Source organism: Polyangium spumosum (assembly GCF_009649845.1).
In the GTDB taxonomy this organism is placed as follows: Bacteria; Myxococcota_A; Polyangia; order Polyangiales; family Polyangiaceae; genus Polyangium; species Polyangium spumosum.
In genome coordinates, this window is the sequence record NZ_WJIE01000015.1 from 43564 (window position 1) to 59051 (window position 15488).

13 protein-coding genes are annotated in these 15488 nt (G+C 71.1%); 5 read left to right on the forward strand and 8 right to left on the reverse strand.

Annotation, left to right across the window (positions count from 1 at the left end; all coding sequences use genetic code 11):
* Positions 1-10 precede the first annotated feature (10 nt).
* From GF068_RS34870 to GF068_RS34880, 4 genes are all read right to left on the reverse strand, one after another.
* A complete protein-coding gene (locus GF068_RS34870; protein ID WP_170319855.1) occupies positions 11-2584 on the reverse strand; it encodes a response regulator in 2574 nt (857 codons plus the stop codon).
* A gap of 76 nt (positions 2585-2660) precedes the next feature.
* Complete coding sequence (locus GF068_RS43880; RefSeq protein WP_170319856.1) at positions 2661-3587, reverse strand: hypothetical protein; 927 nt, start codon at positions 3585-3587, stop codon at positions 2661-2663.
* Positions 3584-4753, reverse strand: a complete 1170-nt coding sequence (locus tag GF068_RS34875) for a 6-phosphofructokinase (protein ID WP_206079616.1) — start codon at positions 4751-4753, stop codon at positions 3584-3586. Before GF068_RS34875 ends, GF068_RS43880 begins: the two co-directional genes overlap by 4 nt.
* Entirely contained in the window at positions 4750-5757 is a 1008-nt protein-coding gene (locus tag GF068_RS34880) for a DMT family transporter (RefSeq protein ID WP_338046695.1), read from the reverse strand. The genes GF068_RS34875 and GF068_RS34880 overlap by 4 nt, the downstream gene beginning before the upstream one ends.
* Positions 5758-5892: 135 nt before the next feature.
* Between GF068_RS34880 and GF068_RS34885 the strand changes: the two genes are divergently transcribed.
* Entirely contained in the window at positions 5893-6366 is a 474-nt protein-coding gene (locus tag GF068_RS34885; RefSeq protein WP_153823860.1) for a hypothetical protein, read from the forward strand.
* Here the strand turns inward: GF068_RS34885 and GF068_RS34890 are convergent.
* Together GF068_RS34890 and GF068_RS34895 are read right to left on the reverse strand one after the other, a co-directional pair.
* Entirely contained in the window at positions 6363-7847 is a 1485-nt protein-coding gene (locus tag GF068_RS34890) for a 2OG-Fe(II) oxygenase (RefSeq protein WP_153823861.1), read from the reverse strand. The genes GF068_RS34885 and GF068_RS34890 overlap by 4 nt on opposite strands.
* Before the next feature lie 49 nt (positions 7848-7896).
* The gene (locus GF068_RS34895) at positions 7897-9405 is read right to left on the reverse strand and encodes a Do family serine endopeptidase (protein WP_240807867.1); all 1509 of its coding nucleotides are present in this window, start codon (positions 9403-9405) and stop codon (positions 7897-7899) included.
* Positions 9406-9629: 224 nt separating this feature from the next.
* Between GF068_RS34895 and proC the strand changes: the two genes are divergently transcribed.
* Together proC and GF068_RS34905 are read left to right on the forward strand one after the other, a co-directional pair.
* Positions 9630-10484: a pyrroline-5-carboxylate reductase gene (gene proC, locus GF068_RS34900; protein WP_240807868.1), complete on the forward strand. Its 855-nt coding sequence runs from the start codon at positions 9630-9632 to the stop codon at positions 10482-10484.
* A gap of 165 nt (positions 10485-10649) precedes the next feature.
* Positions 10650-11690 (forward strand): Ca2+-dependent phosphoinositide-specific phospholipase C, encoded by a 1041-nt coding sequence (locus GF068_RS34905; protein WP_170319857.1) that lies wholly within the window; start codon positions 10650-10652, stop codon positions 11688-11690.
* 10 nt (positions 11691-11700) lie between these two features.
* On the opposite strand, the gene GF068_RS34910 is transcribed toward GF068_RS34905, so the two are convergent.
* Positions 11701-13353: a DUF2961 domain-containing protein gene (locus GF068_RS34910; protein WP_153823863.1), complete on the reverse strand. Its 1653-nt coding sequence runs from the start codon at positions 13351-13353 to the stop codon at positions 11701-11703.
* Positions 13354-13458: 105 nt separating this feature from the next.
* On the opposite strand from GF068_RS34910, the gene GF068_RS34915 reads away from it, so the two are divergent.
* Together GF068_RS34915 and GF068_RS34920 are read left to right on the forward strand one after the other, a co-directional pair.
* Complete coding sequence (locus tag GF068_RS34915; protein ID WP_153823864.1) at positions 13459-14292, forward strand: metallophosphoesterase family protein; 834 nt, start codon at positions 13459-13461, stop codon at positions 14290-14292.
* Complete coding sequence (locus tag GF068_RS34920; protein WP_240807869.1) at positions 14289-15047, forward strand: 4'-phosphopantetheinyl transferase family protein; 759 nt, start codon at positions 14289-14291, stop codon at positions 15045-15047. The genes GF068_RS34915 and GF068_RS34920 overlap by 4 nt, the downstream gene beginning before the upstream one ends.
* Here the strand turns inward: GF068_RS34920 and GF068_RS34925 are convergent, their stop codons facing one another.
* Positions 15048-15437, reverse strand: a complete 390-nt coding sequence (locus GF068_RS34925; protein ID WP_153823865.1) for a PH domain-containing protein — start codon at positions 15435-15437, stop codon at positions 15048-15050.
* Positions 15438-15488 lie beyond the last annotated feature (51 nt).

Below are 15488 nucleotides of genomic sequence, written 5' to 3' on the forward strand. Positions count from 1 at the left end.
CGATCGCCGCTCAGTCCGCGTCGATCGTCCGCGACTCGACCTCCTGGATCTTCGCGACGGCTTGCATCAACGACTCGCGCGCGCGCTCGAGCGCGAGCTTGTCCTCGTCCCAGCGCGAGCGGACACGCGAGAGGCGCGACGCGGCGTTGACCGCGTCGGCCACGAGCGTCTCCTTCTCCGCGGCGAGCGCGGCGCGCTCCTCCTCGCGCTTCTTCAGGTCCTCCTCGAGCCGCGCGACGTCGGCGCCGAGCGCGGCGATCCGCGCCTCGAGCGCTGCGGCGGCCGCCCGCGACGCCGTCTCTTGATCGGCGAGCGCGCGCTTGCGGACCTCGCGCTCCTCTTCGAGCTCCGCGGCGTGCGCGGCCGCGTGCTCCTCGCGCAGCTTCGCCACCTCGGCCGCGTGCTGCTCGTGTAGCTTCGCCACCTCGGCCGCGTGCTCCTCGCGCAGCTTCGTCATCTCGGCGCCGAGCTCCTCGCGCGCCTTGCCGAGCTCCGCGCCCTGCTCCGCGCTGAGCTCGCCGATCTCGGCCGCGTGCTCGTCACGCAGCTTCGCGATCGCCGCCGCGTGCTCCTCGCCGAGCCTCGTGATCTCGGCGGCGTGCTCCTTCCCGAGCCGCTCGACCTCGCTCGCGCGCGTGCGGGTCTCCGCGTCGGTGATGGCTTGCGCGAGTGTCTCGCTCGACGTCCGGAGCTGCTCCTCTCGCATGGCGATCGCGGCCTCTCGGTCGAGGCGCGCGGCGGCGAGCTCCGACTCGCGGATCGCGAGCTTCTCCTCGACCCGCTCGAGGAGCATCTGGAAGTTGAGCACGCGTTGCTCGAGGGCCTCGCGATCGCCGCGCAGCTTGTTCAGCTCGGCCTCGACCTGCTCGCGCGCGGTTTCGAACTCGATCATGCGATCGAGCTGATCGGCCTTCTCGCGCTCCAGGACGAGCGCCTGGTCCCGCAGATCGATGAGCTCCTTGTCCTTCTGCGAGAGCTGCTCGCGCAGGGCCAGGATCTCCTTGTCCTTCTTGTTCAGGGCCTCGCGCAGGTCGAGGAACTCGCGGCTCGACACGCCGCCGAGGCGGGCGGTGGCGGTGAGCGCCGCCGTGCCGGTCAGGTTGCCGCCGCCCTGCATGGCTGCCGTCGCGGCGATCGCCGCGGAGAGCTTCGCCTTGAGCTCCTCGGCCTCGCGCTTGAGCTTGGCCACGTCGGCCGAGCCCGCGCTCGCCTTGGCGAGGTCGGCTTCGAGCCGCGCGACGTCGGCCCGCGACGCCTGGAGCTCGTCTGCGAGGCGCGTGCCCTCGTCGCGGCTGCGCGCGAGCTCGTCCCGGAGCGTCGCGAGCTCGTGCTGGGCCCCCGTGACATCAACCTCGACGCGCGCCGAGCCAGCTTGCGCTCGCGTGAGCTCGTCCTTCGCCTGCGTGAGCTCGCCCTTCGCCTGCGTGAGCTCACCCTTCGCCTGCGTGAGCTCACCCTTCGCCTGCGTGAGCTCGTCCTTCGCCTGCGTGAGCTCGTCCTTGCTCCGCGTGAGCTCATCCTTCGCCTGCGTGAGCTCACCCTTCGCCTGCGTGAGCTCACCCTTCGCCTGCGTGAGCTCGTCCTTGTTCCGCGTGAGCTCGTCCTTCGCCTGCGTGAGCTCGTCCTTGCTCCGCGTGAGCTCGTCCTTCGCCTGCGTGAGCTCGTCCTTGTTCCGCGTGAGCTCGTCCTTGCTCCGCGCGAGCTCGGCGCGGAGGCGCTCGAGCTCGGCCGCGTCCGCTGCTTGCGGGGCCGGCGGGCGCTCGCTCACGCGGAACGTCGCGGCGGGCGGAGGCACGGAGCGCGTGGTCGCAGGCGCGCCCGCCGCCGGGGTCGGACGCGGAGGCAACGCGGCGGTGCTCCCGGTGGGACGAGGCGGCGCAGCGGGAGGCGGCGCAGCCGCGGCCGGCGCAGGAGGCGCAGGAGGCGCAGGCGGCGCGGCGACAGGCGCAGGTGGAGGCGGCGCAGGCGGCGCGACCGCAGGCGCAGGCGGCGCAGGCGGGATGACCGGCAACACTTGCGCGCGTGTCTTCTCCTCGTCGTCGTCGACCATCATGCGATCGAAGGCGCCGCCGAGGAAGTCGTCGATCTCGCGCTCGGCTCCGCCCTCCGGGGGTGCGGCGGCCTCCTCCGCGTCCTCCGAGACGTCCTCGACCTCGTCCTCGTCGATGACCTCCGCGTCGTCGATGACGATCGCGTCCGGCTCGATCGTCGCGTCGATCGGCACGAGGGCCCGGATGTGCCCGAGCAGCTCGCCAAACGCGATCGGCTTGTGCACGTAGTCTTCGGCCCGCGTGCGCAGCTTCCTGTGCTGCTCGAACGTCTCGTCGGTCGACTCGCTCGACATGATGACGAGCGGCACGTCCTTGAGCAGCGGATCCTTCTTCAGCTTGTTGCACACCGAGAAGCCGTTCATGCGCGGCAGCTCGATGGACAGAAGGATCAGGTCCGGTCTGTCGCTCGCGGCGAGCTGAAGCCCGGCGTTACCATCGTCGACGACCTGCACGGTGCAGCCGAGACGCCCGAGCTCCGTACGGAGCTCCCCGGCAAACGCGTGATCGCTCTCGAATACGAGGACTTTGGTCATGTTTCGGGCCGTTTCGACAGGCTCTCCGCCTGCCTGGCCAAGATATCGATCTCGTTCGAGGACTGTCAAACTCCGCTCAGAACCGACCGACGATCGAGACGGAGGTCGGTCCCACGAGGACGCGCGCCGACACCTCGTCCTTCGTCGCCTTCTTCGGCGAGAGCGCCCAGATCCCCACGGCCGCGCCCGCCGCGAGCCCCGCGCCGATCCACGCCCCGAGCGCCAGGCCATCGTAGGTGCGCACGTAGTCGATGCGGTCTGCGCCACACTGCACACGCATGCCGCACTCGATCGCCCCCGCCTCGGCATGCGCGCCCGCCAGAAGGTACGCCGCCACGCCGCCGCCGAGGAGCGCGACCGCAGCGCCCCCCGCGATCCACGTGCCGAGGGGCACGACGCTCCCGTTCGACGCCGCGGCTCCCGATTTCGGGATCTCCTTCAGCGTGACCTCGACCGTGAGCTTCGCCTCGTCCTCCGCCTCGACCTTGGTCGAGAACGCCTCGCGCCCCGGCGCCTTCGCCTCGATCACACGCGCGCCGGGATCCACGGGCACGGGCTCGCCGAGCTCGTCCTCCGGGACGGCCTCGCCGTCGATCGTCACCACGACGCCGGAGACGTCCGCCGGGAGCTTCAGCCGGATCGTGGGGATCCGCGGCTCGATCTCCTTGCGTTTTTTCTCCATCACCTCGCGGCGGGCCTTGTCCTTCTGCCCGTCCGCGAGCTCTGCGCCGCGTTTCCACGACGCGACGGCCGCGCGTAGCTTGCCCGTCGTGGCTTGACACTCGCCGAGATAAAGGAACGCCTCGGCCGTCTCGTGGATCGCGACGACCTGCTCGAGCATCGAGATCGCGTCGTCGCAGCGCCCGGCCTTCACCTCGACGATGGCGTCCTTCACCATGTCCCTGGCGAGCTGCACCTCTGCCTTGCTCGGCTCCTTCGCGAGCGCCGCGGGCGCGACGAGCGCGAGCGCGAGGCCGAGCGTGATCCCCCGCGGCGCCTTCACGACGCCGCCGTTCTTTCCGCCGCGAACCTGCCCGCGGGCTCGTCGCCGAAGCTGATGCCCATCTCGCGCGCCGTCGTGACCGTGTCGCAGTCGAGCGGCACGGTCTTCGTGCGGCCCGCGGTCTCGGAGAGCGGGATGAGCTCGATCTTGTGACAACGCAACGCGACCATGCCGCTCTCGCAGCCCTGGTCGAGGAAACGCACGGCCCCCGCGCCGAAGCGGAGCGCGAGCAGCCGATCGAAGGTCGTCGGCCCGCCGCCGCGCTGCAGGTGGCCGAGCACCATCGAGCGTGTCTCCTTGCCCGTGCGCGCCCCGAGCTCCTTGGCCACGCGCTCGGCCACGCCGCCGAGCACGGCCACGCGCCGGAACACGTCCCCCGCCTCGCGCACCGTCACGTCGCCGTCCTTCTGCACCGCGCCCTCGGCCGCCACGACGATCGAGAAGCGCCGCCCGCGCGACTCGCGCTGCAGGATCTTCTCCACGATGGGCTCGTACGAGAACGGCACCTCCGGGATCAGGATCGCGTCCGCGCCGCCCGCGATCCCGGCCCGCAGCGAGATCCAGCCCGCGTGCCGCCCCATCAGCTCGACGACCATCACGCGCTCGTGCGCCTCCGTCGTCGAGTGCAGCCGGTCGATCGCCTCGGTCGCGATCGAGACCGCCGTGTCGAAGCCGAACGTGAGCTCCGTGCCGTAGACGTCGTTGTCGATCGTCTTCGGCACGCCGATGACGAGCGGCAACCCTCGCTCGAGCAGCTCGTTCGCGATCCGCATCGAGCCGTCGCCGCCCACCGCGACGAGCGCGTCGAAGCCCTTCTGCTTGAAGCGCTCGATGAGCTCACCCGAGCGATCCTTGGGGACGAGCTTGCCGCCCTCCTCGGTCGGGTAGTGGAAGGGATCGCCGCGGTTCGCGGTGCCGAGGATCGTGCCGCCGAGGTGCATGATGCCTCGCACGGCGTCACGATCGAGCCGCACGAGGCCGCCGGGCTCGTCCTCGAGCAGGCCGCGGTAGCCGTGCTTGATGCCCCAGACCTCGATGCCCCGCTCGATCGCGGAGAGCGCGACGGAGCGGAGGACGGCGTTGAGCCCGGGCGCGTCGCCGCCCCCGGTGTTGATGGCGATCTTGCGAATCTTGCGCGGCGACATCGAGGGGAGGATCGCGGTCATCGCCCCGTTTGGCAAGGGGGCTTCGGGGCGCAGCTCGGCTCGTCCGAGCATTGAAAAGAGGGCGACGCGAGCGCGGCGGTCGCCCGCGCCTCACGCAAGCCGGACCAGGTGAGCCACACGCCCGCCGCGACGACCAGCGCCGCGCCCGCGAGGCCGGTCGGATCCTCCCTTTCGCCGAGGATCCCGATCGCCGCGAAGTGCGAGAGCACGACGCCGAGGTAGCTCCATACGCCCACGCGCGCCGCGCGATCGAGCGCATACGCCCGCGTCATGGCGATCTGCGCGAACGCGCCGCTCGCGCCCGTGCCCAGGAGGAAGAGCGCGCCTTCGAGGTCCGGCGCGCGTAGCGTCGGGAGCGCGACGAGCGAGAGGGTCACGCCCGCCACGAGGGAGAAATGCGCCACGATCGCCTCGGGGCTCTCGCGCGGCGAGCCCGAGCGGCCCGCGCCGAGGCGACGGAGCCAGATCATCGCGAGCGCGCTCGCCGCGGCGCCGAGCAGCGCGACCAGCGAGAGCGAGCCGGAGAGCCGGAAGCTCGGCCCAGCGACGAGCGCCACGCCGACGAACGCGAGGCTCGTTGCAACCCAAACGATCCGCCCGCTCCGCTCCCCGAGCAGCCAGGGCGCGAGGATCGCGATGAAAATCGGCGAGGTCGCGCCGAGGGTCACGGCGTCGCCGAGCGCGATCGCCGGCGCGCCGAGGGTGTAGAACGTGCAGATCATCGCGACCGTCCCGCAGATCGAGCGGGCCCACGCGAGCCGCTTGTCGTGGACCACGAGCGAGGCGCCGCGCATCCGCGCGAGGCCGATCGCCACGACCGCGCCGAGCAGCGCGCGCGCCGCGGCGACCTCGGACCAGGGCAACCGCTGCGACCCGAGCCGCGTGCAGACCCCCATGATCGTGAACAGGACCTGCGCGGCGACCATCCACGCGATCGCCTCGCGTGGTCCGCGCGGGGCCGCGGGGACGCTCTTCGTTTCGCCCCCCGGCTCGACGTGACGCACCCGCGCCCCGGTACCACGCGCGCGGCCCGGGTGCTCGCGCCTCGCGCGGGAGCGTAGGTCGCCCCTGTGCGCGGTGGTCCGCCATGATATGGATCGTCACGTTTGGGACGAACCTCACCCACGCTGGAGACACGCATGACCCCGAAAGCTCGCTCGTTCGACGCCGGCGCCCTGCCCGCGCTCTCGCCTCTCGCCGCGTTCGCCCTCGCGCATGCCGACGGCACCCGCACCGTCCAGGACCTCGCCGCCCTGGCCGCGTCCACCGGGACGGACGGGTGGACGCGTGACGCGGTGTTCCGCGCGCTCGACGAGCTCGCCGACCTCGACCTCCTCACGGCGCGTGTCGCCCCGCCCGCCGGCGGTCCCCGCGTTCGTCGCGCCGCGACGACCGAGAGCGCCGCGACCCTCGGCGTCGCGCCGGGCATGCCGCTCCGGGCGTCCGACGACGACGCCGCGCGAAAGAGCAAAGAGGAGAAAGAGAAGCGCAAGGCCGAGGAGAGCGACAAGCGGACCGCCGGGAAGGACGAGAAGAAGGACGAGAAGACCGCCCGGAAGGCCGAGGAGAGCGACAAGCGCTCGGCCGAGGAGAGCGACAAGCGCATGGGTTAGTCGCCCGCCATCCGCTCCGCTTTTTGCACGAGCCACTCGATCATCGCTCCCCCCACGTCCTGCCCGCCGACGAGCCGGGCACGCGCGAAATAACAAGGGAAGTTCACCTCGAGCACGTAATGGCGTCCGCTCGGATGCTCGAGCACGTCCACGCCGCCGAGCTCGACGTCCATCGCCGCCGTCGCGGCCACGGCGCTCGCCAGGATCTCGGGCGCGGGCGGGGTCGTGTAATCGGCCGGATCGTCGGACGCGTGGGTCCGGAAATCGTCCTCGTCCCGTCGATTGCGCCAGTACCCTGCGACGCGGTCGCCCACCACGACGCAACGAAAATGCGTGGCGTCGGGCACGTACGCCGAGAGCACGGGCATCCGGCCCGAGGCGAGCGCGTGATCCATCGTCGAGAACAGCCCCGCCAGGCTGTCGATGCGCAGCACCCCGACGCCCCCCGAGCCGCCGGCGAACTTCATCACGATCGGCAGCCCGCCGAGGTCCTCCACGTATCGCCGCAAGAGGGCCCGGTTCGTCGTGTTGCCCCAGATCCACCGCGGCACCGAGATCCCTCGCCGCTCGAGGACCGCGTAATCGGGCCCGATGTCGCGGAACACGCCGTCCGGCTCCCGGTGGAACGTCACGACCCCAGGCCCCCAGAGCGCCTGCTCCACGCGGATCGCCGATAACGAGACGGACGGCCGGAAGAGCAAGGTCCCCGGCGAGAGCGGCTCGACCGTGGTGAAATCGAAATGCGCCGCGTGGACCTCCTCGTACGAGACCCCACGCGCCGCGCACGCCTCCGCGAGGACCCGCGTCGTCGCCTCGGGCGCGCCGTCGGTCACGCACACGAATCGACGCGAGGGGTGAGCTCTCCCGAGCGGCGCCTCGTCCGCGACCGCGACGGTCACGCGGGCAGCCTCGACGGGGGCGTACACGAAATACGCGATCGTCGCCTTGTCCCCCTCGTGAAGCGTCTTCGATTGGTGGAGCGCGGCCTCGTCCACGCTCCCGTCGGGCCGATGGTTGAACCAGAACGCGAGCCGGCCAAGGCGCGCGGAGACGGCCACCGGATGAGGCTCGGCGCGCGGGAACGACGTCTCGCCCCCACTCTCGGCGTCGGTGAGATAAACGAGCGCCGTCGCCACGAGGCGCGCCTCGCCGATCTTGTATTCGTCGAGGTGCGGCGGATGCGCGTCGCCCCGCGTGTAGCGGCGAAACCGGAAGCTCGGCTCGGACAACGCGCAAGAAAAACCGAGGGTCGCCTCGATACGCGCCGCGATCGCCGCGAGCACGGCGTCCTGCCGGACGGGCAGCTCGCTCGACAAACCGGTCTCGTTTGTCGTCCACGCGAGCCCGCGCCGGGAGAGCGCCTCGCGATCGCCGTACGACGCGAGCACGTGGCGCACCTCCTCGTCGGAGACAAAACCCTCCTGCACGTAGAGGCGCGGCGCCTCCGAGAGGCGCCGCAGCGGGGACGGGGCGGGGTTCATGGGGGCGACAGCACCGCGCGGCGCGGGCGCTGTCAAGCGGGAGGGAGCTTCACTTCACGGGCAACGCGGCGAACCGCGTGATCTTGCCGCGACGGATCTTGAGCGCCGCCACGGTGCCGGGCTTCAGCTTGGCGAGCGCGGCTTCGAGGCCCTTGGCGTCACGCACCGGCGCGCCGTTCACCTCGACGAGCACGTCACCCGGCACGAGCTCGCTCTCGCCGTCCGTCACCCGATCGACCCGCACGCCGCCGCTCGGGTGATCCGAGTAGCGGAAGCCGAACTTGTTCGCCGCGGCCGGCGCCTTCGAACCATCCCCGCGCGTGGACCTCGTGTCGTCGATCTCGACGTCGTTCAAGGCGTCGAGCTTCGCGCTCACCTCGAGCGGCTTGCCGCCGCGCAGGAGCGAGAGCTTGATCGTCGTCCCCGGCGCGTGACGCGCGACCTTGCGGGGCAGGTCCTCGGCGTGGAGGATCGGGGTGCCGTTCACCGCGACGACGATGTCGCCGGGCTTGATGCCCGCCCGCGCCGCCGCGCCGCCCGGCTCGAGATCCGAGACGAGCGCGCCCTTCGGCGCGTCCATGCCAAACGCCTTGCCGAGGTCGGCCGTCAGCGGCTGGAAGAGCAGGCCGAGCTTGCCGCGCTCGACGTGGCCCTTCTCGCGGAGCTGCGAGAGCACGTCCTTCAGCGCGTCGACCGGCGTCGCGAAGCCGATGCCGTTCGCCCCGGCGCGGATGGCCGTGTTGATGCCGATCACCTCGCCCTTCCAGTTGAACAACGGGCCGCCGCTGTTGCCCGGGTTGATGCTGGCGTCGGTCTGGATGAAATCGTCGTAGGGCCCGGCGCCGATCGAGCGGGCCTTGGCGCTCACGATCCCGAGCGTCACCGTGTGCCCGAGCCCGAAGGGGTTGCCGACCGCGAGCACGTGCTCGCCCACGCGCAAGCCCTCGCTCGATCCGAGCGCCGCGACCGGCAGGCCACTCGCGCCGCGCAGCTTGAGCAGCGCGAGATCGAGCTTGGAGTCCTTGCCGACGACGTCGGCGGCGAACTCACGCTCGTCCGCGAGGCGCACCTTCACGTCGTCCGCGCCGTCGATCACGTGCGCGTTCGTCACGATGTACCCCTCGGCGTCGATGATGAACCCCGTGCCGAGCGCGCTGCGCGCCATCGGGCGATCGGGGCCACGCGGCGAGCGATCGCCGCCGCCGCGAGGACCAAAGAAGAAATCAAAAGGATCCACGCCCCCGAAGCCCGGGCCGCCCTGGACCTTCTGCGTGGTCGTGATGTTGACGACCACCGGGGTCACGCGCTGGGCGAGGTCGGCGACGTCGAACGTCGCCGGCACGGGCGCGGGCGCGAGCGGCGTGGCGGCCGCCGTCACGGCCGCGGCCGCTTCGGTCGACACCTGCTGCGCGAGCGCCTGCGTGGACGGCGGCGGCGGGGTCGCGTGCGCCTCGTGACCACAACCGAGGGAGCCGAGCATTCCCGTGGCGAGCACCAGGGCGATCGCCGAACGAGCAACGAATGAAGACCCGCGCTGGGACGAACGGACGGACATCATGAATTCTCCCCTCGAACCTCCGGGCGAGCGAACCGGCCGAGGCTCCACTTCATTCCGAGCCTAACGGATGAATCGCGAGCCCCGGTCGCGCAAGGGGGGTTTGGGGCGAAGGGCGCCGCCAGGCGACCCGGAGCCCCAAGCGTCGAACGCTTGCGGTTTGGACGATCACGGCGCTCCCCCGGATGTCCTCTCTTCTGGTAGGGTGCGCGGCTGGAAGGGACACGATGAACGATCTGCGCAAACGCATGGAAGGGCGGCGAATCGGGTTTCTGGGCGGCGGGAGCATGGCGTCCGCGCTCATCCGGGGCCTCCTGCATTCGGAGACGGTGTCGGCCGCCCAGATCCGGGCGAGCGATCTGAAGGAAGCGCGGCTCGCCGAGCTCCGCCAGACCTACGGAATCGAGACCACGGACGACAACGAGGCGCTCGTCCGCTGGGCCGACGTCATCGTCATCGCCGTGAAGCCGCAGATCGTCGATCGTATCCTCGGCGCCATCGCGGCCGGCCTCTCCGAGGGGGACGTCGTGATCTCCGTCGCCGCGGGCGTGCCGATCGAGGCCATCGAGGCGCGCCTGCCCGACCGCGCGCGGGTCATTCGATCGATGCCGAACACCGCGGCGATCGCGCTCGCGGGCGCCACGGCCATCGCGCCCGGCTCACACGCCACGAAGGACGACGTCGAGGTCGCCCGCGCGCTCTTCGAGGCCGTGGGCCGCTGCGTGGTGCTCGACGAATCGCTGATCGACGCCGTCACGGGCCTGTCCGGCAGCGGCCCGGCGTACGTGATGCTCATGATCGAGGCCCTCGCCGACGGCGGCGTGAAGGTCGGCCTCGGCCGCGACACCGCGCTGCTGCTCGCGGCGCAGACCGTGTATGGCGCGGCCAAACTCCAGCTCGAGACGGGCGAGCACCCGGGGCGCCTCAAGGACATGGTCACGAGCCCCGGCGGCACGGCCATCGCGGGCCTGCACACGCTGGAGGCCGGCGGGCTGCGCCGCACCCTCATCGACGCCGTCGAGGCCGCCACGAACCGCGCAGGCGAGCTCGGCGAGCAAATGGCGAAGAAGCTCCGGCGCTGAGACCCCCACCCCTTCCGTCCAGCCCGCCGATCGGGCGATCCGAGCTTCGGCAACGCTCTTGCTCGACCGGACGGCATGTCTCCGCCGTGCTCGGGTGATCCCCCCACGACGTCCGATTCTCCCGGCCTTGACCGACCCCGAAAGACGCGTTTTCATGCTCGAATCATGCATTCTCGCCTTTCGTCCTGCGTTTGGATCCTCGCGCTGGCCTCGCTGGCCGGGTGCGGCGACGAGACCTCCGCGGGCAGCCTCGAGGTAAGACCCTCGTTTTCGTATCCGCTCGACGACGTCCTGCGCCTCCACCACGTGCAGACGAAGGCCACCCACAACAGCTTCCACCTGGCGAACCCCGATCTCTCGGGGCCCGCGTACGCCGTCGATCACGCGCCGCTCGACGTGCAGCTCTCGAAGCAGGGTGTCCGGAAATTCGAGCTCGATGTGCGCCACGACGAGGGCACGGGCGAATTCGAGGTCGCGCACGTCCCCCTCCTCGACGAGGGGAGCACGTGCCCGACGCTCGGCGCGTGCCTCGGCGTGATCAAGCGCTGGTCGGACGCGCGTCCCGCGCACCTGCCGATCTCGATCATGCTCGATCTCAAGGACCTCGCGCCCGGGCCCGGCGCCGTCGAGGCCTACCTCGGCGAGCTCCACGAGGCGATCCTGGGCGTCTTTCCGGCCGCGCGCGTCGTCACGCCCGACGAGGTGCGAGGCGGCTACACGACGCTCGGCGAGGCCGTGAGGGCCGAGGGGTGGCCCACGCTCGGCGCGCTGCGAGGTCGCGTGATCTTCATGTTGTACAACCTGAACGACGGGTTCGAGAGGGCCTACTCGCGCGACGGGACGAGCCTCGAAGGCCGGCTCGCCTTCACCCGGACCGTCCCCACCGATCCACACGCGGCCTGGACGCAATACGACGATCCCACGGTGACACGCGCGCTCATCGAGGAGGCCGCGGCGGCGAACATGCTGGTCCGCACGCGCGCCGAGATCGACCTCGCAGCGGCGCTCGCCGGCGATACGACCCTGCGCGACGCCGCGCTCGCCGGCCCCGCCCATTTCATCACGACCGATTATCCCGCGCCGGTGGAGGGATCCACCTATCACCTGCACATCGAGGACGGCACGCCCGCGCGCTGCAACCCGTTCACCGCGCCCCGCGATTGCACGTCCGAGGCCCTCGAGGATCCCCTGTTCGTGCGCCCCTGATCCGGCCGGCTCAGCGATAGAGGAACGTCACGCTCCGATAGCGATCGAGCGTCTCGGGCAGGCCCGGCCCGATCTCCAGCGTGATCTCCGCGCTCTCCTGGAAATCGATACGATCCGTGAGCAGGTGCCACCGGCACGCGCTCGCGCGGGCCGAGGGCGGCGCGACCACGGCGGCCCACCATTGCGCGAACGGCGAGGCGTGTGGGCCGGATTCGAAGTAGAAGGCGCCGTTCAGGTAATCCTCGGTGCCCGTCCCGACGACGGAGGTCACGCCGTCGAGCACGGCCCGCTCGTCGCCTTCGAGGAAATTGAGCGGCTCGTCGAAGAGGCTGCCGTCGCCGATCCCGTGGCCCTCCAGCATGAGGCACGTCCCGGCCCAGCGGCCGCGGCCCGTGACGCTCGCGAGCGGATGCTCGGGGCCCGGGGCGGGCGCCACGGTCTCGCTGCGGACGGCGTGGAGGCGGCCGAACGGCTCGCTCGGGAGGGCCTCCTCGCCGCGGATCGAGAGCGTGAAATCGACCGGCGAGGCCGCCGCGCTCGTCGCCGAAAAGACCACCTTCTTCGTGAACGGCATCGGGAGCCGCAACAAAAGGCGCACGTGCCCCCCCTCCCGCGCCCCGGCGAGGGCGAGGCTCGTGTTCTCCGGCGGATCGAGCGTCGCCGCGAAGAGATCCGAGAAAGGCAGCAGGATGGCGGGCGCAACGTCGTCGTCCCAGGTGACGGAGAGCGTGACGTCGCGGAGCGCGGCGAGCTGCGCCTCGGGGAGCTCGACGGAGAATGCGTGAATCGTGGCGGGCCCCGAAAGGTCGGCGAGCGTGACAGTTTGTCCAGGCATGACATTCACGGGCGCCGGCTGGACGAGCGGCTCGCCCGGGATCACGCCCTCCGCCGCGGACGAGAGCGCCGCGATCGCCTGGTCACGCGCGGGGAGTCGCGCCGGAGCGGCCTTCCGCGGCGCGGGCTCCGGCGAGAGCACGGCGCTGGCCTGGTGGTAATAATATTCCAGCGGCCCCAGCCCATCGAGGGCGATCACGATTTTCTTGGCGAAGACCACCGGATAATACCACGCGAGGTGGTTGCCCGGCCCGTCCCCGAAGGGCGGCGCGAACATCTCGCCCGCCGATCCGTCGATCACCGCCGCGAGCGGCTCCTCGACGACGGGGCTCGGCGCGTCGTCGACCCAGATCCGGAGCACCTCGTCGTTGGCCACGAGCCCGTCGCGGAGCGAGCTCGCCGTCAACCAGAGCCGCGCGAGGTGACCCGATCCGGAGAACCGCGCGAGCACCACGCCCTTCACGTACGCCTCGGGGCACATGGGCTCGTCGTAGATCGGCCGAATGAGCTGGTTGTCGCTGACCGAGGCCTCCTGCCCAGGGCAGACGAAATGGTTCATGTCGCGATTTCCGCGCGCCACGAAATCGACGGGCGCCGGCGCGCCGCTCAGGCGATCCTGGCTCCCCGTCTGGAGATATCGGCCCTCGCCGAAGACGGGGAGCGCCCGGAAATCCGCGAGCGCCGCGAGCGCGGCTTCGTCCGCGAGCTCCTCGCGCGTCCCCGGCGGGGGCAACGTCACGACGGGGCGGGGATCGTCGCCACAACCGGCGAGGGCAGCGACGGCGAGGACAACAGAGAGGGGCTGTACGTGGTGGATCGAGCGGCCCATCGTCCATGCAATGTGCGCCCGGTCCACGCCGGGGGCGAGCGGATTTTTCGTGCGGACGCGCGGCGCGGGCGCGTGTAGAGTGCTCGCCCTCGACCACGAACGCGCATGAAGCTCCTCGCCATCAGCGATCTCCACGTGGGTTTTCCCGACAATCGATCGGCCGTCGCGTCCCTCGGCGCGAGGCCCGACGATTGGCTCGTCCTCGGCGGGGATCTCGGCGAGACGTTCGAGCACGTGACATTCGTGCTGGACACGCTGGCGCCGCGGTTCCGGAGGCTCGTGTGGGTGCCGGGCAACCACGAGCTCTACGTCGATCCCCACGCGCCGCCCGGCGAGCCGCGCGGCGCCGCTCGATATGCGCGGTACGTGGAGCTCTGCCGCGAGCGCGGCGTGCTCACGCCCGAGGATCCTTATCCGGTCTGGGAGGGCGAGGGAGGGCCTCACCTCGTCGTGCCCATGTTCCTGCTCTACGATTACACGTTCCGGCCCGACGACGTGCCCGCGCACGAGGCCGTCGCCTGGGCCGCCGAGCACGGCATCGCCGCGGCGGACGAGTTCCTGCTCGATCCCGCGCCCTTCCCGAGCCGAGAGGCGTGGTGCCACGCGCGGGTCGCCGAGACCGAGGCGCGCCTCCGTGAAGCCGCGCCCGGCCTGCCGAAGGTGCTCATCAATCATTTCCCGCTGCGCCAGGACCTCGTCTTCCTGCCGCGCGTGCCGCGTTTTTCCCCCTGGTGCGGGACGCGCAAAACCACGGATTGGCACCTCCGCTTCGACGCGCGCGTGGTCGTGCAAGGGCATTTGCACGTCCGGAGGACGGTGCACGTCGACGGCGTCCGCTTCGAGGAGGTCTCGTTCGGTTATCCACGCGAGCGGCGGGACGGCCGCCCAATCGACGCCTACGTGAAGCAGATCCTCCCGGCGCCGGAGGCTGTACCTTGAGCCTGCTCTCCCTGCCGCCGGGCGCCGCGCACCTCTGGTACGTCGATCCCGACGCGATCGACGACTGGTACCTGCTCGCGGCCTACCATTCCGTCATGTCGCCCGAGGAGGCCACGCAGCAGGCGCGTTTTCGGTTCGCCGAGGGCCGGCGCGAATATCTCGTCACGCGCGCGCTCGTCCGCAGCGTGCTCAGCGCCTACGCGCCCGTCCTCCCGCGCGAGTGGGTCTTCGTGCGAAACGGCCACGGCCGCCCGGAGATCGCAGGCCCCGCGGGCGCGCCGAGGCTGCGCTTCAACCTCTCGAACACGCGCGGCCTCGTCGCGTGCCTCGTCGCGAAGGACCGCGAGGTCGGCCTCGACGTCGAGGACACGCATCGGCGCGGCGAGACCGTGAGCATCGCCGACCGCTTCTTCTCCCCCTTCGAGTCCGCCTCGCTTCGCCGGAGGCCCGCGCATCGGCAGCGGGATCGATTCTTCGATTACTGGACGCTGAAGGAGGCCTACATCAAGGCCCGCGGCATGGGCCTCGCCATCCCGCTCGATCATTTCTCGTATCACCTCGACGAGGACGGCCCGATTCGAATCTCCTTCGAGCCCGAGCTCCGGGACGACCCCGCGCGCTGGCAATTTTCGCTCGCCTCGCTCGGCGGCCGGCACCGCGTGGCGACGGCGATCGAACGGAGGCCGGGCGAGGGGACCGTCGCCGTCGAGATGTTTCGGTGTGTCCCGTTCGAGGACGTGCCGCGCGGCCGTTGATCAGGACGCCCGCGAGGCGATCTTGCGCCGGACCTCGGCCACGAACGCGTCCGGATCCTGGACCGAGACGTACACCGTCTCGGCCGGGACCCGGAGCAGCACCCGCAGGGGCAGGGACGGCGAGAGCCGGATCTTCACGACGTCGTCGTACGACCCGACCACCGCGACGGTATCCACGAAATTGGTCCGCCAGCCGAGGCCGCCGAGCAGCGGCCAGCGCGCGCGCTCGACCGAGGTGACCCGCGAGAGCGGGATCCGCTCGTCGAAGAGCCAGCCGAAGCGGATGTGGATCTCGTCGCCTTCGATGTCGACGTACGAGCGCTCGGCCGTCCCGCCGAACACGGAGAGGAGGGGCTTGACCCAGGTGCTGCGTCGGATCTCGGTTCGCATGGGGCTCCACGATGGCCATCGGAGCAAGCGCACGCAAGGCGCGCGGCGACG